The following is a 20678-nucleotide window of genomic DNA, read 5'->3' as shown; positions in this document are numbered from 1 at the left end:
GGATTGCACATGGAAAAAAAGAAAGTCCTCAAGAAATAACAGACTTCCTTATGAAAATGCTTGGTGATACAAATTGATACAAAAAAGGAACACAGCTGTGTTCCTTTTTATCTACACTCCGCCAGTAGGACTCGAACCTACGACATCATGATTAACAGTCATGCGCTACTACCAACTGAGCTATGGCGGATAAAATAGTCCGTACGGGATTCGAACCCGTGTTACCGCCGTGAAAAGGCGGTGTCTTAACCCCTTGACCAACGGACCTTCTATCTGTAGCAGATATAACCATTATATCAATTTCTTACTAATTGTCAATTACTTTTGAGATTTTTTCTCTAAAATATCTTTTAATTTTCTAATTTTTAATCTTGAAATAGGACAACGATGGTCTTCATAAAAAACAATTTCTAGATTCTTTCGGTCAATTTCTCTAATGTTGCCTATATTTACCAAAAATGACTTATGAGGAGAATAAAATCGCTGAGTATGTTTGTCCTTTTCCTGAATATCTGTCATGGTACCATAAAATTCTTTTGCAAAATTCTTACCAATAATGCGCAATTTATGAGAGACTCCTGTCGTTTCAATATACAGAATGTCATGGTAAGGGATTTTTAAATCATTTCCCTTGTAATTGTAGTCAAAATAATCTACCACATCTTCATTTTCAAGTAACATACTCTTCGTGTAGAAGATATTCTGCTCAATTCTCTTCTTAAATAACTCATCATTGATATCCTTATCAACAAAATCTAAGGCTGATACCTGATATTTATAGGTTAGAGTCGCAAACTCTGATCGACTGGTGATAAAGACGATAATAGCGTAAGGATTGTAATGACGAATGAGCTGAGCCACTTCAAATCCCTTTTTCTCAATTCCATGAATATCAATATCTAGAAAATAAAGCTGGTTTACTTCATCATTTTCGATATATTCCTTAAACTCACGAACTTTTCCCGTTGTCTTGTATGATATTGGAATATTCGATTCTTTCGAAATTTCATCCAATATTCTCTCTAGTCTCACTTGATGTTCAATAACATCTTCTAAAATTAAAACTTTCATTCAAATTCCCTCTTAAATCTAATGATTTGTCTAAATGTACTGCCTTCCATCTCTGTTTCTAAAATAATGTTGTTGTACTTATCCAGTAGTTCTTTCACATTATTTAATCCTACTCCGCGATTTCTTCCCTTAGTAGAGAATCCTAAAGCAAATAGATCTCCTGAAGGAGTCATCGTCATTTTACATGAATTCTGAATCACAATCACTGTTTCAGTTTCCATCTTAATAACTGCTACTTCCATCTGCTTTTTATAACTATCAGCCGATCCTTCGACAGCATTGTTCAATAAAACGCTCATGATACGAACCAAATCCAAAAGTTCAATTGGGAGCTTAGTAATCGTATCTTTTACTTCCAGTGTAAACTCTACACCGTTATTTCGAGCATAGACAATTGACTGAGCAACCAAACTTCGTAAAGCTGAATCTTCTATGTTGTTCAAATCAAAGTAAGTGTACTTATCTGAGCGCAGTTTGTGATTGGCTTTAACCAAAACTTCGTTGTAAACTCTGTCAATTTCCTGTAAATTACCACTGTCAATTGCCATCTGCATACTGACAAGCATCCCAGCATAATCATGTCGAAAACCACGAATTTCATTATACAAACCGACAATTTCATCTGTGTAGTTTTGTAAATGTTTCTGTTCAAATTTCTTCTGCTTCAAAGCAATCTCTTTCTCCATTTGATCTTTATGTGAATTCATTGCAAAAAAGGTTAAAAGGAGAGAAATAAAGACGATAGATGATAAAATACTTCCAAAACTATTCAAATGTTTAATCGTACTTACCATATCTGAAACGAAAGATACAATATGTAGCAATAGTAAAGCAAAAAATACTTTTTTCAAGAAAGGATAGAGATAGTCTTTGTCAAAATAGTTTAGTTCTAAGTGGAAATAATGAATGATTTTTAAGATAACGACATAAGTCAACACCGTTACAAGGAAAAAGAATGGTTCATAATATTGTAAAACAAAATTGTCTCCTGTTAGAGAGGATAAAGTTACGGACAAAAAGTTATGAGTGCTCTCATATAAAAGAGATAGTAGTAAACTTAGGAATAGTCCTCTATCCCTCTCATACTGTTTAATCCATCGAAAATAGGAATATAATACCAAAGGAAATAAAAATTTTACAATCCCTAAGTCATCTAAATGTAGAAGATATGATGGAAAATCAAGTACTATTTCTGTTAGTAATATATAAGCACTAAAAACGTATAGTTCTTTTCTATTTATTTGACCTTTACAAATTAAACGGTAACTGTGACTAATAATTAAAAAATAAACAATAACTAACCCAACTCCAAATAAATTCATTACTCTTTCCCCTTATTTCATTACTTTTTTCGTGGGAAAATAAAATCAAAGCGGATTTTTGGAAGTCTACTTTCCCCACCTTGAATCTCCTGCAAGTCTTTTTCCTTCAAGGCTACAAACTGTTCCAATTTAACTGTGTTTTTCATAATAAAATCTCCTTAAATGTTTTTTTCTTGTAAGCTAACTTACAAAAACTATTATACAAAATGGAATTTCGTTTTAGATAAAATTCTCTCAACTGTCATTTTTTTCTCCCCAAGTGTACTTTTTTAAGAAAAAAGCCGGGAAAATTCCCAGCTTTGCTACTATATTGATCCCAGCAGGATTCGAACCTGCGACCGTTCGCTTAGAAGGCGAATGCTCTATCCAGCTGAGCTATGAGACCTAATATAGCTATTCTACCAAAAATTCAATTGAAAGTCAATTTTCTATTTATGATAGGGCGAGCCCTGCTGTATTGTAAAAGCCCGATAGATTTGTTCAACAAGGACTAGTCTCATTAACTGATGGGGCAAGGTTAAACGGCCAAAACTAACAGAGAAATTGGCTCTCTTTTTTACATCCTGTGCTAATCCCAGACTCCCTCCAATAATAAATGTAAGAGTAGAAAATCCTTTTATAGAAGCTTCTTCTAGCTGCTTACTAAATTCTTCTGAGGAGAAAGTTCTCCCTTCGATAGCCAACACAATCACGAAATCACGGTCACCAACTTTTGATAAAATTCTCTGACCTTCTATTCCTAAAATCTTTTGATTTTCTGATTCACTGGCCCTATCTGGTGTTTTTTCATCTGCTAGCTCAATCATTTCAAGCTTAGCAAATCGAGAAATTCGTTTTAAATACTCTGCAATACCATCTTTCAAATACTTTTCTTTCAGTTTCCCAACTGTTACAACTTTAATTTTCATGACTCTATTCTAACATATTCTCTATTTTTTCACATCTTATTCACAAAACAAAAGGTTAATTTTAGCCGAGAAAACCACAGATTTTTGAAAGTTATCCACAATCTGTGAAAAACTTTTGTTTTTAAGTTATAATTAAGCTAGTCAGTTTATACTTTCAGTAATTTCAAATCAAATGGAGGCAAATATGAAACATTTACAAAGATTTTACAAAAAATGGTTTCAATTATTAGTCGTTATCGTCATTAGCTTTATTAGTGGAGCCTTGGGTAGCTTTTCAATAAACCAACTAACTCAAAAAAGTACTGTAAGTACCTCTAACAACAATAGTACTATTACACAGACTGCCTATAAGAATGAAAATTCAACAACACAGGCTGTTAACAAAGTAAAAGATGCTGTTGTTTCAGTTATTACTTATTCAGCAAACAGACAAAATAGCGTATTTGGTAATGATGATACTGACACAGATTCTCAGCAAATCTCTAGTGAAGGATCTGGGGTTATTTATAAAAAGAATGACAAAGAAGCTTACATCGTCACCAATAATCACGTTATAAATGGCGCCAGCAAAGTAGATATTCGTTTGTCAGATGGAACTAAAGTACCCGGAGAAATTGTCGGAGCGGACACTTTCTCTGATATTGCTGTCGTCAAAATCTCTTCAGAAAAAGTGACAACAGTAGCTGAGTTTGGTGATTCTAGCAAGTTAACCGTAGGAGAAACTGCCATTGCTATTGGTAGCCCATTGGGTTCTGAATATGCAAATACTGTCACTCAGGGTATTGTATCTAGTCTTAATCGAAATGTATCTTTAAAATCTGAAGATGGACAAGCCATTTCTACAAAAGCCATCCAAACTGATACTGCTATTAACCCAGGTAACTCTGGTGGCCCACTAATCAATATTCAAGGACAGGTTATCGGAATTACCTCAAGTAAAATTGCAACAAATGGAGGAACATCTGTAGAAGGTCTTGGTTTTGCAATCCCTGCAAATGATGCTATCAATATTATTGAACAGTTAGAAAAGAACGGAAAAGTGACTCGTCCAGCTTTGGGCATTCAAATGGTCAATCTCTCAAATATTAATACAAGTGATATTAGAAGACTGAATATTCCAAGCAGTGTAACATCTGGTGTCGTTGTTCGTTCTGTACAAAGTAATATGCCTGCCAATGGTCACCTTGAAAAATACGATGTTATTACAAAAGTAGATGACAAAGACATTGCTTCATCAACAGACTTACAAAGTGCTCTTTACAATCATTCTATCGGAGACACCATTAAGATAACTTACTATCGTAACGGTAAAGAAGAAACTACATCTATTAAACTTGACAAGAGTTCAGGTGATTTAGAATCTTAATTAACATCTATGTAAAGAAAGCTTTACATAAGAGAAAAGATGTGTTAGTGTAGAATCATGGAAAAATTTGAAATGATTTCTATCACGGATATACAAAAAAATCCCTATCAACCTCGAAAAGAATTTGATGGAGAAAAACTACATGAACTAGCACAGTCTATCAAAGAAAATGGGGTCATTCAACCGATTATTGTTCGTCAATCTCCTGTTATTGGTTATGAAATCCTTGCAGGAGAGAGACGCTATCGGGCTTCACTTTTAGCTGGTCTAACGTCTATCCCAGCTGTTGTTAAACAGCTCTCAGACCAAGAGATGATGGTCCAGTCCATCATTGAAAATTTACAAAGAGAAAATTTAAATCCAATAGAAGAAGCACGCGCCTATGAATCTCTTGTAGAGAAAGGATTTACCCATGCTGAAATTGCAGATAAAATGGGCAAGTCTCGTCCATATATCAGCAACTCTATTCGCTTGCTGTCCTTGCCAGAACATATCCTCTCAGAAGTAGAAAATGGCAAACTATCACAAGCCCATGCACGTTCTCTAGTTGGCTTGAATAAGGAACAACAAGACTATTTCTTTCAACGGATTATATATGAAGACATTTCTGTAAGGAAGTTAGAAGCTCTTCTGACAGAGAAAAAACAAAAGAAAAAGAAAAAAAATGATTATTTCATACAAAATGAAGAAGAACAGTTAAAAAAACTACTCGGATTAGATGTAGAAATCAAATTGTCTAAAAAAGACAATGGAAAAATTATTATTTCTTTTTCAAATCAAGAAGAATACAGTAGAATTATCAACAGCCTGAAATAAGGCTGTTCTTTTATTTTCTTATCTCACAAGGTTATCCACTATTTTTTCCAATAAAAAGCTTAATAAATCAATAGTTTCTGATTTTATCCCCAACCTGTGGATAATACTTGATAACATTGTGGATTATTTTTCACAGCTTGTGGAAAAATCTTTCTATCTATGGTAAAATAAGTCTAGCATTAAACTTTTAAATAGTAAAGGAGGAGAAAGGATTGAAAGAAAAACAATTTTGGAATCGTATATTAGAATTTGCTCAAGAAAGACTGACTCGATCCATGTATGATTTCTATGCTATTCAAGCTGAACTCATCAAGGTAGAGGAAAATGTTGCCACTATATTTTTACCACGATCTGAAATGGAAATGGTCTGGGAAAAACAACTAAAAGATATTATTGTAGTTGCTGGATTTGAAATTTATGATGCTGAGATAACTCCCCACTATATTTTCATCAAACCTCAATATACTACCGTCTCACAAGTTGAAGAAGCTCCAAATTCAACTCTTTATGACTATAGTCCAAAGTTAGCATCTATTCCTTATTCGGATACTGGATTAAAAGAAAAATATACCTTTGATAATTTTATTCAAGGGGATGGGAATGTTTGGGCAGTATCAGCCGCTTTGGCTGTTTCTGAAGATTTAGCCTTGACCTATAATCCTCTTTTTATCTATGGAGGACCTGGCCTTGGTAAGACTCACTTACTCAATGCAATTGGGAATGAGATTTTGAAAAATATTCCTGATGCGCGTGTGAAGTACATCCCTGCTGAAAGCTTTATCAACGACTTTCTTGAACACCTGAGACTGGGAGAAATGGAAAAATTCAAAAAAACTTACCGTAGCCTTGATCTCTTGTTAATTGATGATATCCAATCGCTGAGTGGAAAAAAAGTTGCAACTCAAGAAGAATTTTTCAATACTTTCAATGTTCTCCATAGCAATCAAAAACAAATTGTTCTGACTAGTGATCGTAGTCCTAAACACTTAGAGGGACTTGAAGAAAGACTTGTCACGCGCTTTAGCTGGGGATTGACGCAAAACATCACACCACCTGACTTTGAGACACGTATTGCCATTTTACAAAGCAAAACAGAGCATTTAGACTACCATTTCCAAAGTGATACCCTAGAATACCTAGCTGGCCAATTTGATTCAAACGTCCGAGAACTTGAAGGAGCAATCAACGACATCACTTTAATTGCCCGAGTGAAGAAGATTAAGGATATCACAATCGATATCGCTGCCGAGGCTATTCGAGCACGTAAACAAGATGTTAACCAAATGCTCGTCATCCCAATTGATAAAATCCAAAATGAAGTTGGTAACTTTTATGGTGTCAGCGTCAAAGAAATGAAGGGAAGCAGACGCCTTCAAAATATTGTGTTAGCCCGTCAAGTAGCCATGTATTTATCTAGAGAACTAACAGATAATAGTCTTCCAAAAATTGGGAAGGAATTTGGTGGAAAAGATCACACAACAGTCATTCATGCCCATGCTAAAATTAAATCTTTGATTGATGAAGACGATAATTTACGCTTAGAAATTGAATCAATCAAAAAGAAAATTAAATAACTTGTGGATAACTTTCACTTTATTATCTTTTTTATCCACATTTTTTAAACAAGCCAAAAAACTTGATATGACTTGTTTAAAGTCTGTTTTCCACAGATTTCACAGACTCTATTATTACTATTATCCTTCTAATACTAAAAATAAATAAAGGAGAATCCATGATTCATTTTTCAATTAATAAAAATTTATTTCTACAAGCATTAAATACTACTAAGAGAGCTATTAGTTCTAAAAATGCTATTCCTATTTTATCAACCGTAAAAATTGACGTGACTAATGAAGGTGTTACTTTAATTGGTTCAAATGGTCAAATTTCAATTGAAAATTTTATTTCTCAAAAAAATGAAGATGCTGGTTTGTTAATTACTTCTTTAGGTTCGATCCTTCTTGAAGCTTCTTTCTTTATCAATGTTGTATCTAGTCTACCTGATGTGACTCTTGATTTTAAAGAAATTGAACAAAATCAAATTGTTTTAACCAGTGGCAAATCAGAAATTACCCTAAAAGGAAAAGATAGTGAACAATATCCACGAATCCAAGAAATTTCAGCAAGCACTCCTTTAATTCTTGAAACAAAATTACTCAAGAAAATTATCAATGAAACAGCATTTGCTGCAAGTACACAAGAGAGTCGTCCGATTTTAACAGGTGTTCATTTTGTATTGAGTCAACACAAGGAGCTAAAAACAGTTGCAACAGACTCTCATCGTCTAAGCCAGAAAAAATTAACGCTTGAGAAAAATAGTGATGATTTTGATGTCGTGATTCCTAGCCGTTCTCTACGCGAATTTTCAGCGGTATTTACAGATGATATCGAAACTGTAGAGATTTTCTTTGCTAATAACCAAATCCTCTTTAGAAGCGAAAATATTAGCTTCTATACTCGTCTCCTAGAAGGAAACTATCCTGATACAGATCGTTTGATTCCAACAGACTTTAACACTACTATTACTTTTGATGTGGTAAACTTACGTCAGTCAATGGAGCGTGCTCGCCTTTTATCAAGTGCGACTCAAAATGGTACTGTGAAGCTTGAAATTAAAGGTGGTATTGTTAGCGCCCATGTTCATTCTCCAGAAGTTGGTAAAGTAAACGAAGAAATCGATACTGATCAGGTGACTGGTGAAGATTTGACTATTAGTTTCAACCCAACTTACTTGATTGATTCTCTTAAAGCTTTAAATAGCGAAAAGGTGACCATTAGCTTTATCTCAGCTGTTCGTCCATTTACTCTTGTGCCAGCAGACACTGATGAGGACTTCATGCAGCTCATTACACCAGTTCGTACAAATTAAGTGAAAGAGGTTGAGCCTAGCTCGCCTCTTTTATGATATAATCGAAAAAGAAAAGGAGAGTAGTATGTATCAAGTTGGAAATTTTGTTGAGATGAAAAAACCACATGCTTGTACTATCAAGTCAACTGGTAAAAAAGCAAATCGTTGGGAAATTACACGTGTAGGGGCAGATATCAAAATCAAATGCAGTAATTGTGACCATGTTGTCATGATGGGGCGCTATGATTTTGATCGAAAAATGAATAAAATTATTGACTGAGAACCCTTAGTTAGAGGGTTAGCAAGTTTTCCCTTTTTGTGTTATAATATTAGGGATTGAAATGAAAACGGAGAATGAGAAAATATGGCTTTAACAGCAGGTATCGTTGGTTTGCCAAACGTTGGTAAATCAACACTATTTAATGCAATTACAAAAGCAGGAGCAGAGGCAGCAAACTATCCATTTGCGACGATTGATCCAAACGTTGGAATGGTAGAAGTTCCAGATGAACGCCTACAAAAACTAACTGAAATGATCACTCCTAAAAAGACAGTTCCAACAACATTTGAATTTACAGATATCGCAGGAATTGTAAAAGGAGCTTCAAAAGGAGAAGGGCTAGGGAATAAATTCTTGGCTAATATCCGTGAAGTAGATGCGATTGTTCATGTAGTTCGTGCTTTTGATGATGAAAATGTCATGCGCGAGCAAGGACGTGAAGATGCCTTTGTGGATCCACTTGCAGATATTGATACTATTAACCTGGAGTTGATTCTTGCTGACTTAGAATCAGTTAATAAGCGTTATGCGCGTGTAGAAAAGATGGCACGTACGCAAAAAGATAAAGAATCAGTAGCTGAGTTTAATGTTCTTCAAAAGATTAAACCAGTCCTAGAAGATGGAAAATCAGCTCGAACTATTGAATTTACAGATGAAGAACAAAAAGTTGTCAAAGGTCTCTTCCTTTTGACGACTAAACCAGTGCTCTATGTTGCCAATGTGGACGAGGATGTTGTTTCAGAACCTGACTCTATCGACTATGTTAAACAAATTCGTGAATTTGCAGCGACAGAAAATGCTGAAGTAGTCGTTATTTCTGCGCGTGCTGAGGAAGAAATTTCTGAGTTAGACGAAGAAGATAAGCAAGAGTTTCTTGAAGCACTTGGTTTGGCAGAGTCAGGCGTTGACAAGTTGACTCGTGCAGCTTACCACTTACTTGGATTGGGAACTTACTTCACAGCTGGTGAAAAAGAAGTTCGCGCTTGGACCTTTAAACGTGGTATGAAGGCTCCTCAAGCAGCTGGTATTATCCACTCAGACTTTGAAAAAGGATTTATTCGTGCAGTAACTATGTCATATGAGGATCTAGTGAAATACGGATCTGAAAAGGCCGTAAAAGAAGCTGGGCGCTTGCGTGAAGAAGGTAAAGAATATATCGTTCAAGATGGCGATATCATGGAATTCCGCTTTAATGTCTAAAGAAATTAATGAATAGTGTCAATTAGGTTGGAAAAAAATTCCAACCCTTTTGGCTTTTGAAAGGAAAAATAAATGACCAAATTACTTGTAGGATTAGGAAATCCAGGGGATAAATATTTTGAAACAAAACACAATGTTGGATTTATGTTGATTGACCAACTAGCGAAGAAACAGAATGTCACTTTTACACACGATAAGATATTTCAAGCTGATCTAGCATCTTTTTTCTTCAATGGAGAAAAAATTTATCTTGTTAAACCAACGACCTTTATGAATGAAAGTGGAAAAGCAGTTCATGCTTTATTGACTTACTATGGTTTGGATATTGAAGATTTACTCATCATTTACGATGATCTTGACATGGAAGTTGGAAAGATTCGTTTAAGAGCAAAAGGCTCAGCAGGTGGTCACAATGGTATCAAGTCTATTATTCAACATATCGGAACTCAGGTCTTTAACCGTGTTAAGATTGGAATCGGAAGACCTAAAAATGGCATGTCAGTTGTTCACCATGTTTTGAGTACCTTTGACAAAGATGATTATATCGGTATTTTACAGTCTATTGACAAGGTTGACGATTCTGTAAATTACTATTTACAAGAGAAAAACTTTGAGAAAACGATGCAGAGGTATAACGGATAAATGGTGACCTTATTAGATTTATTCTCAGAAAATGATCAGATAAAAAAATGGCATCAAAATCTGACAGATAAGAAAAGACAATTAATGTTAGGCTTGTCAACTTCTACAAAAGCTTTAGCAATTGCTAGTAGTTTGAGACAGGAAGATAAGATTGTGTTGTTGACGTCAACTTATGGAGAAGCAGAAGGACTTGTTAGTGATCTTATATCTGTCTTGGGTGAGGAACTTGTCTATCCATTTTTGGTAGATGACTCCCCTATGGTCGAGTTTTTGATGTCTTCACAAGAAAAAATCATTTCACGGGTTGAAGCCTTGCGTTTTTTGACTGATTCATCTAAGAAAGGAATTTTAGTTTGTAATATCGCAGCAAGTCGATTGATTTTACCCTCTCCGACTGGATTTAAAGATAGTATTGTAAAAATAACAGTTGGTGAAGAATATGACCAACACGTGTTTATCCATCAGTTAAAGGAAATAGGCTATCGAAAAGTTACTCAAGTACAAACTCAGGGCGAATTTAGTCTGCGAGGAGATATTTTAGATATTTTTGAAATATCCCAGTTAGAACCTTACCGAATTGAGTTTTTTGGTGACGAAGTCGATGGTATTAGGTCATTTGAAGTCGAAACACAATTATCGAAAGAAAATCAGACAGAACTTACAATCTTTCCAGCTAGCGACATACTTTTGAGAGAAAAGGATTATCAACGAGGACAGTCAGCTTTAGAAAAACAAATTTCAAAAACGTTATCACCTATTTTAAAATCATACTTAGAAGAAATTCTTTCAAGTTTTCACCAAAAACAAATTCATTCTGATTCACGGAAATTTTTATCTTTGTGTTATGACAAGACATGGACTGTTTTTGACTATATTGAAAAAGTTACCCCAATATTCTTTGATGATTATCAGAAATTGATGAATCAGTATGAAGTCTTTGAAAGGGAGTTAGCACAATACTTTACAGAAGAGTTACAGAACAGTAAAGCATTTTCTGAGATGCAGTATTTTGCTGATACAGAGCAAATCTATAAAAAACAGAGTCCGGTTACCTTGTTCTCTAATCTGCAAAAGGGGTTAGGAAATCTCAAGTTTGACAAAATTTATCAATTTAATCAATATCCTATGCAGGAGTTTTTCAATCAATTTTCTTTTCTAAAAGAAGAAATTGAGAGATACAAAAAAATGGATTATACTATTATCCTGCAGTCTAGCAATTCAATGGGAAGTAAAACATTGGAGGATGTTTTAGAGGAATACCAGATTAAATTGGATTCCAGAGATAAGTCAAGTATCTGTAAAGAATCTGTAAACTTAATCGAGGGCAATCTCAGACATGGTTTTCATTTTGTAGATGAAAAAATTCTGGTGATAACTGAACATGAGATTTTTCAAAAGAAATTGAAACGTCGTTTTCGAAGACAACATGTTTCAAACGCAGAGAGATTAAAAGATTACAATGAACTTGAAAAAGGAGATTACGTTGTTCACCATATCCATGGAATTGGTCAATATCTAGGGATTGAAACAATTGAAATCAAAGGGATTCACCGTGATTATGTTAGTGTTCAATACCAAAACGGGGATCAAATCTCTATCCCAGTGGAACAGATTCATCTACTTTCCAAATACGTTTCAAGTGACGGTAAAGCACCTAAACTCAATAAATTAAATGATGGTCATTTCAAAAAAGCAAAGCAAAAAGCTAAGAACCAGGTAGAGGATATAGCTGACGATTTAATTAAACTTTATTCTGAACGCAGCCAGTTGAAGGGTTTTGCTTTCTCAGCTGATGATGAGGATCAACATGCTTTTGATGATGCTTTCCCTTATATTGAAACGGATGATCAACTTCGTAGTGTTGAGGAAATCAAGAGAGATATGCAGGCTTCTCAGCCAATGGATCGACTTTTAGTTGGGGATGTTGGTTTTGGAAAGACTGAAGTTGCTATGCGTGCAGCCTTTAAGGCAGTCAATGATCACAAACAGGTTGTCGTTCTAGTTCCAACGACGGTTTTAGCGCAACAGCACTATACGAATTTTAAGGAACGATTCCAAAATTTTGCAGTTAATATTGATGTGTTGAGTCGCTTTAGAAGTAAAAAAGAGCAGACTGAAACACTTGAAAAATTGAAAAAGGGTCAAGTTGATATTTTGATTGGAACACATCGTATTTTGTCAAAAGATGTTGTGTTTGCTGATTTGGGCTTAATGATTATTGATGAGGAACAGCGATTTGGTGTCAAGCATAAGGAAACCTTGAAAGAACTGAAAAAACAAGTAGATGTCCTGACCTTGACAGCAACGCCAATTCCTCGTACCCTTCACATGTCTATGCTGGGAATCAGAGATTTGTCTGTTATTGAAACTCCGCCGACTAATCGTTATCCAGTGCAAACCTATGTTTTAGAAAAGAATGATAATGTGATTCGTGATGCTGTCTTGCGTGAAATGGAGCGTGGAGGTCAAGTTTACTATCTTTACAATAAAGTTGACACGATTGACCAGAAGGTTTCCGAATTACAGGAGTTGATTCCAGAGGCTTCGATTGGGTATGTTCATGGGCAAATGAGTGAGATTCAGTTAGAAAATACTCTACTGGATTTCATTGAAGGTCAGTATGATATTTTGGTGACAACTACCATTATTGAGACAGGGGTGGACATTCCAAATGCCAATACTTTATTTATTGAAAATGCGGATCATATGGGCTTGTCAACCTTGTATCAGTTAAGAGGAAGAGTCGGTCGTAGTAATCGTATTGCTTATGCCTATCTCATGTATCGTCCAGAAAAATCAATCAGTGAAGTCTCCGAGAAGAGATTAGAAGCGATTAAAGGATTTACAGAATTGGGTTCTGGATTTAAGATTGCAATGCGAGATCTTTCGATTCGTGGAGCAGGAAATCTTTTAGGAAAATCCCAGTCTGGTTTCATTGATTCTGTTGGTTTTGAATTGTATTCGCAGTTATTGGAGGAAGCTATTGCTAAACGACATGGTAATGGGAACACAAGAACCAAAGGGAATGCTGAGTTGATTTTACAAATTGATGCCTATCTTCCTGATACCTATATTTCTGATCAACGACATAAGATTGAAATTTACAAGAAAATTCGTCAAATTGACAACCGTGCCAACTATGAAGAGTTACAAGAAGAGTTGATGGACCGCTTTGGAGAGTACCCAGACGTGGTAGCCTATCTTTTAGAGATTAGTTTGGTTAAGTCTTATCTTGACAAGGTCTTTGTTCAACGTGTTGAAAGAAAAGATAATAAGATTACAGTACAATTTGAAAAAGTCACTCAGCGATTGTTTTTGGCTCAAGATTATTTTAAAGCTTTATCCGCAACAAACCTAAAAGCAGCCATAGCTGAGAATAAGGGATTAATGGAAGTTGTATTTGATATCCGAAACAAGAAGGACTATGAAATTTTAGAAGATCTGCTCATTTTTGGAGAAAGTTTATTAGAGATAAAAGAATCAAAGGAAGCAATTTCCATTTAACATTTTTCTTCTATAAAAGGGATAAAAATGGTACAATAATAATTTGAGGTAATAAAAATGAGACTAGACAAATATTTAAAAGTATCAAGAATTATCAAGCGTCGTACAGTCGCAAAAGAAGTAGCAGATAAAGGCAGAATCAAGGTAAATGGAATCTTGGCCAAAAGTTCAACGGATTTGAAAGTTAATGATCAAGTTGAAATTCGCTTTGGCAATAAGTTGCTACTTGTCAAAGTACTAGAGATGAAAGATAGTACAAAAAAAGAAGATGCAGCAGGCATGTATGAAATTATCAGTGAAACACGGGTAGAAGAAAATGTCTAAAAATATCGTACAATTGAATAATTCTTTTATTCAAAATGAACATCAACGTCGTCGCTATCTTATGAAGGAACGACAAAAACGTAATCGTTTCATGGGTTGGGTTCTTATTTTGATGATTTTATTATTCATTTTACCAACTTATAATCTTGCTCAAAGTTATCACCAATTACTCCAAAGACGTCAACAGTTATCAGACTTACAAACTCAGTATCAAATCTTGAGTGAGGAAAAGGAGAAAGAGACAGCTTTTGCTACAAAGTTGAAAGATGAAGATTACGCTGCTAAATACATGCGTGCAAAATATTATTATTCTAAGAATCGGGAAGCTGTTTATACGATTCCTGACTTGCTCCCAAGGTGATAAAATGGAAAATTTATTAGATGTAATAGAGCAATTTTTGAGTCTATCGGATGAAAAGCTGGAAGAGTTGTCTGATAAAAATCAACTATTGCGTTTACAAGAAGAAAAGGAAAGGAAGAATGCGTAAATTCTTAATTATTTTGTTGTTACCGAGTTTTTTGACCATTTCAAAAGTCGTTAGCACAGAAAAAGAAGTAGTCTATACTTCGAAAGAAATTTATTACCTTTCACAATCTAACTTTGGTATTTATTTTAGAGAAAAATTAAGTTCTCCCATGGTTTATGGAGAGGTTCCTGTTTATGCGAATGAAGATTTAGTAGTGGAATCTGGAAAATTGACTCCCCAAACAAGTTTTCAAATAACCGAGTGGCGCTTAAATAAACAAGGAATTCCGGTATTTAAGCTATCAAATCATCAATTTATAGCTGCGGACAAACGATTTTTATATGATCAATCAGAGATAACTCCAACAATAAAAAAAGTATGGTTAGAATTTGATTTTAAACTGTACAATAGTCCTTATGACTTAAAAGAAGTGAAATCATCCTTATCAGCTTATTCTCAGGTATCAATCGATAAGACCATGTTTGTAGAAGGAAGAGAATTTCTACATATTGATCAGACTGGATGGGTAGCTAAAGAATCAACTTCTGAAGAAGATAATCGGATGAGTAAAGTCCAAGAAATGTTATCGGAAAAATATCAGAAGGATTCATTTTCTATTTATGTTAAGCAACTGACTACTGGAAAAGAAGCTGGTATCAATCAAGATGAAAAGATGTATGCAGCTAGTGTTTTGAAACTCCCTTATCTTTATTATACGCAAGAAAAAATAAATGAGGGTCTTTATCAGTTAGAAACGACTATAAAATACGTATCTGCAGTCAATGATTTTCCAGGTTCTTATAAACCAGAGGGAAGTGGTAGCCTTCCTAAAAAAGAGGATAATAAAGAGTATTCTCTAAAGGATTTAATTACGAAAGTATCAAAAGAATCTGATAATGTAGCTCATAATCTATTGGGATATTACATTTCAAATCAATCTGATGTCACATTCAAGTCTAAGATGTCTGCTATTATGGGAGATGATTGGGATTCAAAAGAAAAATTGATTTCTTCTAAGATGGCTGGGAAAGTTATGGAAGCTATTTATAATCAAAATGGATTTGTGCTAGAGTCTTTGACTAAAACAGATTTTGATAATGAGAGAATTGCCAAAGGTGTTTCTGTTAAAGTAGCTCATAAAATTGGAGATGCGGATGAATTTAAGCATGATACTGGTGTTGTCTATGCAGATTCTCCATTTATTCTTTCTATTTTCACTAAAAATTCTGATTATGATACGATTTCTAAGATAGCCAAGGATGTTTATGAGGTTCTAAAATGAGGGAACAAGATTTTTTAAATCATTTTCTCAAGAATGGATATTTCAAAAAGCATGCTAAGGTGGTGCTAGCTCTTTCTGGTGGATTAGATTCTATGTTTCTATTTAAGGTATTATCTACGTATCAAAAAGAGTTAGAAATTGAATTGATTCTAGCTCATGTGAATCATAAGCAGAGAGTAGAATCAGATTGGGAAGAAAAGGAATTAAGGAAGTTGGCTGCTGAAGCAGAGCTTCCTATTTATATCAGCAATTTTTCAGGAGAATTTTCAGAAGCGCGTGCACGAAATTTTCGCTATGATTTTTTTCAAGAGGTCATGAAAAAGACAGGTGCGACAGCCTTAGTCACTGCCCACCATGCGGATGACCAGGTGGAAACAATTTTGATGCGCTTGATTCGAGGGACTCGCTTGCGCTATCTATCAGGAATTAAGGAGAAGCAAGTAGTCGGAGAGATAGAAATCATTCGGCCCTTCTTGCATTTTCAGAAAAAAGACTTTCCACCAATTTTTCACTTTGAAGATATATCAAATCAGGAAAATCATTATTTTCGCAATCGTATTCGAAATTCTTATTTACCAGAATTAGAAAAAGAAAATCCTAGATTTAGAGATGCAATCTTAAGCATCGGCAATGAAATTTTAGATTATGACTTAGCTATAGCTGAATTATCTAAGAATATTGATCTAGAAAATTTAGAGCAGCTATTGTCTTACTCTGAGTCTACACAAATAGTTTTACTTCAAACTTATCTGAATCGTTTTCCAGATTTGAATCTTACGAAAGCTCAGTTTGAAGAAGTTAGACAAATTTTAAAAACTAAAAGCCAGTATCGTCATCCGCTTAAAAATGGTTATGAATTAGTAAAAGAGTATCAACAGTTTCGGATTTGTAAAATCAGTCCTCAGTCTGATGAAAAAGAAGATGAACTTGTGCTACACTATCAAAATCAGGTATCTTACCAAGGTTATTTATTTTCCTTTGGACTTCCTTTAGAAGGTGAATTAATTCAGCAGGTACCTGTTTCACGCGAAACATCAATACACATTCGTCATCGAAAAACAGGAGATTTTTTGATTCAAAATGGGTATAGAAAAAAACTCAGACGTCTATTTATTGATTTGAAAATCCCTATGGAAAAGCGGAAATCTGCTCTGATTATTGAGCAATTTGGTGAAATTGTCTCAATTTTGGGAATTGCGACCAGTAATTTGAGTAAAAACACGAAAAATGATATAATGAACACTGTACTTTATATAGAAAAAATAGATAGGTAAAAAAATGTTAGAAAACGATATTAAAAAAATCCTCGTTTCACACGATGAAATTACAGAAGCTGCTAAAAAATTAGGTGCTCAACTCACTAAAGACTATGCAGGAAAAAATCCAATTTTAGTTGGGATTTTAAAAGGATCTATTCCTTTTATGGCTGAATTGGTTAAACATATTGATACACATATTGAAATGGACTTCATGATGGTTTCTAGCTACCATGGTGGAACAGCAAGTAGTGGTGTCATCAATATCAAGCAAGATGTGACTCAAGATATCAAAGGAAGACATGTTCTGTTTATAGAAGATATCATTGATACAGGTCAAACTTTGAAGAGTTTAAGAGATATGTTTAAAGCAAGAGAGGCTGCTTCTGTTAAAATTGCAACCTTGTTGGATAAACCAGAGGGACGTGTTGTAGAAATTGAGGCAGACTATACCTGCTTTACTATCCCAAATGAGTTTGTAGTAGGTTATGGTTTAGACTACAAAGAAAACTATCGTAACCTTCCTTATGTTGGAGTATTGAAAGAAGAAGTATATTCAAATTAGAAAGAACAATTTTTAATGAAAAAACAAAATAATGGTTTAATTAAAAATCCTTTTCTATGGTTATTACTTATTTTTTTCCTAGTTACAGCTTACCAGTATTTTAGTACAGGTAGTGTTGCAGGGAAAAGTGAGCAAATTAATTATACAGAATTGGTAAAAGAAATTACCGATGACAATGTAAAAGAATTGACTTACCAACCAAATGGCAGTGTTATCGAAGTTTCAGGTGTTTATAAAAATCCTAAAACAAGTAAAGAAGAAACAGGTATCCAGTTCTTTTCTCCTTCTGCTACAACAGTAGAGAAATTTTCAAGTATTATTCTTCCTTCAGATACTACAGTATCAGAATTGCAAAAACTTGCTTCTGACCATAAGGCGGAAGTAACTGTTAAGCATGAAAGTTCAAGTGGTATGTGGATTAATATTCTTGTATCCATTGTGCCATTCGGTATTCTATTCTTCTTCCTATTCTCTATGATGGGAAATATGGGAGGAAATAATAGCCGTAACCCGATGAGTTTTGGACGTAGTAAGGCTAAAGCTGCAAATAAAGAAGATATTAAAGTAAGATTTTCAGATGTTGCTGGAGCTGAGGAAGAAAAACAAGAACTAGTTGAAGTTGTTGAATTTTTAAAAGATCCAAAACGATTTACAAAACTTGGAGCCCGTATTCCAGCAGGTGTTCTTTTGGAGGGACCTCCGGGAACAGGGAAGACCTTGCTTGCCAAAGCAGTTGCAGGAGAAGCAGGTGTTCCATTCTTTAGTATCTCAGGTTCTGACTTTGTAGAAATGTTTGTCGGAGTTGGAGCTAGTCGTGTTCGTTCTCTTTTTGAAGATGCCAAAAAAGCAGCACCAGCTATTATCTTTATCGATGAAATTGATGCTGTTGGACGTCAACGTGGAGTTGGTCTTGGCGGAGGAAATGACGAACGTGAACAAACCTTGAACCAACTTTTGATTGAGATGGATGGTTTTGAGGGAAATGAAGGGATTATCGTCATTGCTGCGACAAACCGTTCAGATGTACTAGACCCTGCCCTTTTGAGGCCAGGACGTTTTGATAGAAAAGTATTGGTTGGCCGTCCTGATGTTAAGGGTCGTGAAGCAATCTTGAAAGTTCATGCTAAGAACAAGCCTTTAGCAGAAGATGTTGATTTGAAATTAGTGGCTCAACAAACTCCAGGTTTTGTTGGTGCTGATTTAGAGAATGTATTGAATGAAGCGGCTTTAGTCGCTGCTCGTCGCAATAAATCGATAATTGATGCCTCAGATATTGATGAAGCAGAGGATAGAGTTATTGCTGGTCCTTCTAAGAAAGATAAGACAGTTTCACAAAAAGAACGTGAATTGGTTGCCTACCATGAGGCAGGACATACCATTGTTGGTCTAGTCTTGTCGAATGCTCGTGTTGTGCATAAAGTTACCATCGTACCACGTGGTCGTGCAGGCGGTTATATGATTGCACTTCCTAAAGAGGATCAAATGCTTCTATCTAAAGAAGATATGAAAGAGCAATTGGCTGGCTTAATGGGTGGACGTGTAGCCGAAGAAATTATCTTTAATGTCCAAACTACAGGAGCTTCAAACGACTTTGAACAGGCGACACAAATGGCGCGTGCAATGGTTACAGAGTACGGTATGAGTGAAAAACTTGGTCCAGTTCAATATGAAGGAAACCATGCTATGTTTGGTGCACAGAGTCCTCAAAAATCAATTTCAGAACAAACAGCTTATGAAATTGACGAAGAGGTTCGTTCATTATTAAATGAGGCACGAAATAAAGCTGCTGAAATTATTCAGTCAAATCGTGAAACTCACAAGTTGATTGCGGAAGCACTATTGAAATACGAAACATTGGATAGTACACAAATTAAATCTCTTTATGAAACAGGAAAGATGCCTGAAACAGTAGAAGAGGAATCACATGCACTATCCTATGATGAAGTAAAGTCAAAAATGAATGATGAGAAATAACCCAAAGAGAGGCAAGACCTCTCTTTTTTTGTGCAGTTTAGACGGTGTAGGGAACAGAATGGGGAAATGGGACAAAAGTGTTTCTGAATCTGTTAGACTGTATCTAGAAAGGGGAACGTTATGTTTAAAGAATTGTATAAAGAAGTCCAGGGAATTGTATATAAGTGTAGAAATGAATATCATCTCCATTTATGGGAACTATCGGATTGGGACCAAGAGGGTATGATTTGCTTACATGAATTGATTAGCAGAGAAGAAGATCTGGCAGAAGATATTCCTCGTTTAAGAAAATATTTCAAAACCAAGTTTCGGAATCGAATCCTAGACTATATCCGTAAGCAGGAAAGTCAAAAACGAAGATATGATAAAGAACCGTATGAAGAAGTAGGTGAGATTAGTCATCGTATCAGTGAGGGAGGTCTGTGTCTAGATGATTATTATCTCTTTCATGAAACACTAAGAGATTATAGAAGCAAACAAAGTAAAGACAAACAAGAAGAGTTAGAACGGGTCCTAAGACATGAACGCTTCCGAGGGCGTCAAAGAGTATTAAGAGACTTACGTATTGTGTTTAAGGAGTTTGATATCCGTACTCAATAGGAAGTCATACAAAAAAACATAAAAAGATAAAAAAGTAGTTGACAAAGTTAGAAAAGCCTGTATAATAGTAAGAGTTGAAAACAACTCTGGTCCGTTGGTCAAGGGGTTAAGACACCGCCTTTTCACGGCGGTAACACGGGTTCGAATCCCGTACGGACTATAGTATGTTGTGGTTGGAACACTTAATGAAAAAAAGTTAAAAAAGTTTCAAAAAAGTGTTGACAAGAAAAAGCAGCTGTGATATACTAATATA

General features: G+C 35.0%; 20 protein-coding genes, 4 tRNA genes and 1 pseudogene. 18 read left to right on the top strand and 7 right to left on the bottom strand.

All coding sequences use genetic code 11. The annotated features are described in order from the left end of the window. Positions 1-77, top strand: a pseudogene (locus tag RYK12_RS09480) (TetR/AcrR family transcriptional regulator); the annotation flags it as partial. A 39-nt stretch (positions 78-116) separates the two neighbouring features. Here the strand turns inward: RYK12_RS09480 and RYK12_RS09475 are convergent. The 7 genes from RYK12_RS09475 to rlmH form a co-directional block, all read right to left on the bottom strand. Beyond that, positions 117-190, bottom strand: a tRNA-Asn gene (locus tag RYK12_RS09475). Between the two features lie 5 nt (positions 191-195). Next, a tRNA-Glu gene (locus tag RYK12_RS09470) sits at positions 196-267 on the bottom strand. Positions 268-318: 51 nt separating this feature from the next. Further along, positions 319-1071 (bottom strand): competence system response regulator transcription factor ComE, encoded by a 753-nt coding sequence (gene comE / locus RYK12_RS09465; protein ID WP_000866074.1) that lies wholly within the window; start codon positions 1069-1071, stop codon positions 319-321. Then, positions 1068-2393: a competence system sensor histidine kinase ComD gene (gene comD / locus RYK12_RS09460; protein WP_314848696.1), complete on the bottom strand. Its 1326-nt coding sequence runs from the start codon at positions 2391-2393 to the stop codon at positions 1068-1070. Before comD ends, comE begins: the two co-directional genes overlap by 4 nt. Positions 2394-2413: 20 nt before the next feature. Next, complete coding sequence (gene comC / locus RYK12_RS09455) at positions 2414-2539, bottom strand: competence-stimulating peptide ComC (RefSeq protein WP_000799685.1); 126 nt, start codon at positions 2537-2539, stop codon at positions 2414-2416. A gap of 165 nt (positions 2540-2704) precedes the next feature. Continuing rightward, positions 2705-2778 (bottom strand) — tRNA-Arg (locus RYK12_RS09450). 43 nt (positions 2779-2821) lie between these two features. Next, the gene (gene rlmH, locus RYK12_RS09445) at positions 2822-3301 is read right to left on the bottom strand and encodes a 23S rRNA (pseudouridine(1915)-N(3))-methyltransferase RlmH (RefSeq protein ID WP_314848694.1); all 480 of its coding nucleotides are present in this window, start codon (positions 3299-3301) and stop codon (positions 2822-2824) included. A 184-nt stretch (positions 3302-3485) separates the two neighbouring features. On the opposite strand from rlmH, the gene RYK12_RS09440 reads away from it, so the two are divergent. From RYK12_RS09440 to RYK12_RS09360, 17 genes are all read left to right on the top strand, one after another. Continuing rightward, positions 3486-4667, top strand: a complete 1182-nt coding sequence (locus RYK12_RS09440) for a S1C family serine protease (protein ID WP_314848692.1) — start codon at positions 3486-3488, stop codon at positions 4665-4667. A 57-nt stretch (positions 4668-4724) separates the two neighbouring features. Beyond that, positions 4725-5483 carry a ParB/RepB/Spo0J family partition protein gene (locus RYK12_RS09435; RefSeq protein WP_000410371.1) on the top strand — a complete coding sequence of 253 codons (759 nt, stop codon included), beginning with the start codon at positions 4725-4727 and terminating at the stop codon, positions 5481-5483. 212 nt (positions 5484-5695) lie between these two features. Next, positions 5696-7057, top strand: coding sequence for a chromosomal replication initiator protein DnaA (gene dnaA / locus RYK12_RS09430; RefSeq protein WP_000660604.1), 1362 nt, complete (start codon positions 5696-5698; stop codon positions 7055-7057). 158 nt (positions 7058-7215) lie between these two features. Next, a complete protein-coding gene (gene dnaN, locus RYK12_RS09425; RefSeq protein WP_261069659.1) occupies positions 7216-8352 on the top strand; it encodes a DNA polymerase III subunit beta in 1137 nt (378 codons plus the stop codon). A 64-nt stretch (positions 8353-8416) separates the two neighbouring features. Next, the gene (locus tag RYK12_RS09420; protein ID WP_000285186.1) at positions 8417-8611 is read left to right on the top strand and encodes a DUF951 domain-containing protein; all 195 of its coding nucleotides are present in this window, start codon (positions 8417-8419) and stop codon (positions 8609-8611) included. 84 nt (positions 8612-8695) lie between these two features. Next, positions 8696-9811: a redox-regulated ATPase YchF gene (gene ychF / locus RYK12_RS09415; RefSeq protein WP_314848688.1), complete on the top strand. Its 1116-nt coding sequence runs from the start codon at positions 8696-8698 to the stop codon at positions 9809-9811. A 72-nt stretch (positions 9812-9883) separates the two neighbouring features. Next, positions 9884-10453: an aminoacyl-tRNA hydrolase gene (gene pth / locus RYK12_RS09410; protein ID WP_314848687.1), complete on the top strand. Its 570-nt coding sequence runs from the start codon at positions 9884-9886 to the stop codon at positions 10451-10453. After that, positions 10454-13957 (top strand): transcription-repair coupling factor, encoded by a 3504-nt coding sequence (mfd, locus tag RYK12_RS09405; protein WP_314848685.1) that lies wholly within the window; start codon positions 10454-10456, stop codon positions 13955-13957. A gap of 57 nt (positions 13958-14014) precedes the next feature. Further along, positions 14015-14281 (top strand): RNA-binding S4 domain-containing protein, encoded by a 267-nt coding sequence (locus RYK12_RS09400; RefSeq protein WP_001234978.1) that lies wholly within the window; start codon positions 14015-14017, stop codon positions 14279-14281. Beyond that, positions 14274-14642 carry a septum formation initiator family protein gene (locus RYK12_RS09395; protein WP_061864830.1) on the top strand — a complete coding sequence of 123 codons (369 nt, stop codon included), beginning with the start codon at positions 14274-14276 and terminating at the stop codon, positions 14640-14642. Before RYK12_RS09400 ends, RYK12_RS09395 begins: the two co-directional genes overlap by 8 nt. 4 nt (positions 14643-14646) lie before the next feature. After that, a complete protein-coding gene (locus RYK12_RS09390; RefSeq protein ID WP_020902316.1) occupies positions 14647-14769 on the top strand; it encodes an SP_0009 family protein in 123 nt (40 codons plus the stop codon). Next, positions 14762-16030, top strand: coding sequence for a serine hydrolase (locus RYK12_RS09385; protein ID WP_314848675.1), 1269 nt, complete (start codon positions 14762-14764; stop codon positions 16028-16030). The genes RYK12_RS09390 and RYK12_RS09385 overlap by 8 nt, the downstream gene beginning before the upstream one ends. Beyond that, a complete protein-coding gene (tilS, locus tag RYK12_RS09380) occupies positions 16027-17304 on the top strand; it encodes a tRNA lysidine(34) synthetase TilS (protein ID WP_314848673.1) in 1278 nt (425 codons plus the stop codon). Before RYK12_RS09385 ends, tilS begins: the two co-directional genes overlap by 4 nt. 4 nt (positions 17305-17308) lie before the next feature. Then, positions 17309-17851: a hypoxanthine phosphoribosyltransferase gene (gene hpt, locus RYK12_RS09375; RefSeq protein WP_049543473.1), complete on the top strand. Its 543-nt coding sequence runs from the start codon at positions 17309-17311 to the stop codon at positions 17849-17851. Positions 17852-17866: 15 nt separating this feature from the next. Next, the gene (gene ftsH, locus RYK12_RS09370) at positions 17867-19825 is read left to right on the top strand and encodes an ATP-dependent zinc metalloprotease FtsH (protein ID WP_000744566.1); all 1959 of its coding nucleotides are present in this window, start codon (positions 17867-17869) and stop codon (positions 19823-19825) included. A gap of 120 nt (positions 19826-19945) precedes the next feature. After that, positions 19946-20425: a sigma-70 family RNA polymerase sigma factor gene (locus RYK12_RS09365; protein ID WP_314848670.1), complete on the top strand. Its 480-nt coding sequence runs from the start codon at positions 19946-19948 to the stop codon at positions 20423-20425. 88 nt (positions 20426-20513) lie between these two features. Further along, positions 20514-20585: transfer RNA gene (locus RYK12_RS09360), tRNA-Glu, on the top strand. Positions 20586-20678: the final 93 nt, after the last annotated feature.

The organism is uncultured Streptococcus sp., assembly GCF_963518475.1.
Lineage (GTDB): Bacteria > Bacillota > Bacilli > Lactobacillales > Streptococcaceae > Streptococcus.
Note: the sequence above shows the minus strand (reverse complement) of the source record. Positions and strands in the feature narration are given on the sequence as shown.

Excerpts from the sequence above, each read along its gene's own strand:
- RYK12_RS09385 (WP_314848675.1), top strand. The coding sequence starts at position 14,762 with ATGCGTAAATTCTTAATTATTTTGTTGTTACCGAGTTTTTTGACCATT.
- RYK12_RS09400 (WP_001234978.1), top strand. The coding sequence starts at position 14,015 with ATGAGACTAGACAAATATTTAAAAGTATCAAGAATTATCAAGCGTCGT.
- tilS (WP_314848673.1), top strand. The coding sequence starts at position 16,027 with ATGAGGGAACAAGATTTTTTAAATCATTTTCTCAAGAATGGATATTTC.
- ychF (WP_314848688.1), top strand. The coding sequence starts at position 8,696 with ATGGCTTTAACAGCAGGTATCGTTGGTTTGCCAAACGTTGGTAAATCA.
- hpt (WP_049543473.1), top strand. The coding sequence starts at position 17,309 with ATGTTAGAAAACGATATTAAAAAAATCCTCGTTTCACACGATGAAATT.
- RYK12_RS09435 (WP_000410371.1), top strand. The coding sequence starts at position 4,725 with ATGGAAAAATTTGAAATGATTTCTATCACGGATATACAAAAAAATCCC.
- RYK12_RS09365 (WP_314848670.1), top strand. The coding sequence starts at position 19,946 with ATGTTTAAAGAATTGTATAAAGAAGTCCAGGGAATTGTATATAAGTGT.
- mfd (WP_314848685.1), top strand. The coding sequence starts at position 10,454 with ATGGTGACCTTATTAGATTTATTCTCAGAAAATGATCAGATAAAAAAA.
- ftsH (WP_000744566.1), top strand. The coding sequence starts at position 17,867 with ATGAAAAAACAAAATAATGGTTTAATTAAAAATCCTTTTCTATGGTTA.
- RYK12_RS09440 (WP_314848692.1), top strand. The coding sequence starts at position 3,486 with ATGAAACATTTACAAAGATTTTACAAAAAATGGTTTCAATTATTAGTC.
- dnaN (WP_261069659.1), top strand. The coding sequence starts at position 7,216 with ATGATTCATTTTTCAATTAATAAAAATTTATTTCTACAAGCATTAAAT.
- RYK12_RS09395 (WP_061864830.1), top strand. The coding sequence starts at position 14,274 with ATGTCTAAAAATATCGTACAATTGAATAATTCTTTTATTCAAAATGAA.
- rlmH (WP_314848694.1), bottom strand. The coding sequence starts at position 3,301 with ATGAAAATTAAAGTTGTAACAGTTGGGAAACTGAAAGAAAAGTATTTG.
- pth (WP_314848687.1), top strand. The coding sequence starts at position 9,884 with ATGACCAAATTACTTGTAGGATTAGGAAATCCAGGGGATAAATATTTT.
- comE (WP_000866074.1), bottom strand. The coding sequence starts at position 1,071 with ATGAAAGTTTTAATTTTAGAAGATGTTATTGAACATCAAGTGAGACTA.
- RYK12_RS09390 (WP_020902316.1), top strand. The coding sequence starts at position 14,647 with ATGGAAAATTTATTAGATGTAATAGAGCAATTTTTGAGTCTATCGGAT.
- comC (WP_000799685.1), bottom strand. The coding sequence starts at position 2,539 with ATGAAAAACACAGTTAAATTGGAACAGTTTGTAGCCTTGAAGGAAAAA.
- comD (WP_314848696.1), bottom strand. The coding sequence starts at position 2,393 with ATGAATTTATTTGGAGTTGGGTTAGTTATTGTTTATTTTTTAATTATT.
- RYK12_RS09420 (WP_000285186.1), top strand. The coding sequence starts at position 8,417 with ATGTATCAAGTTGGAAATTTTGTTGAGATGAAAAAACCACATGCTTGT.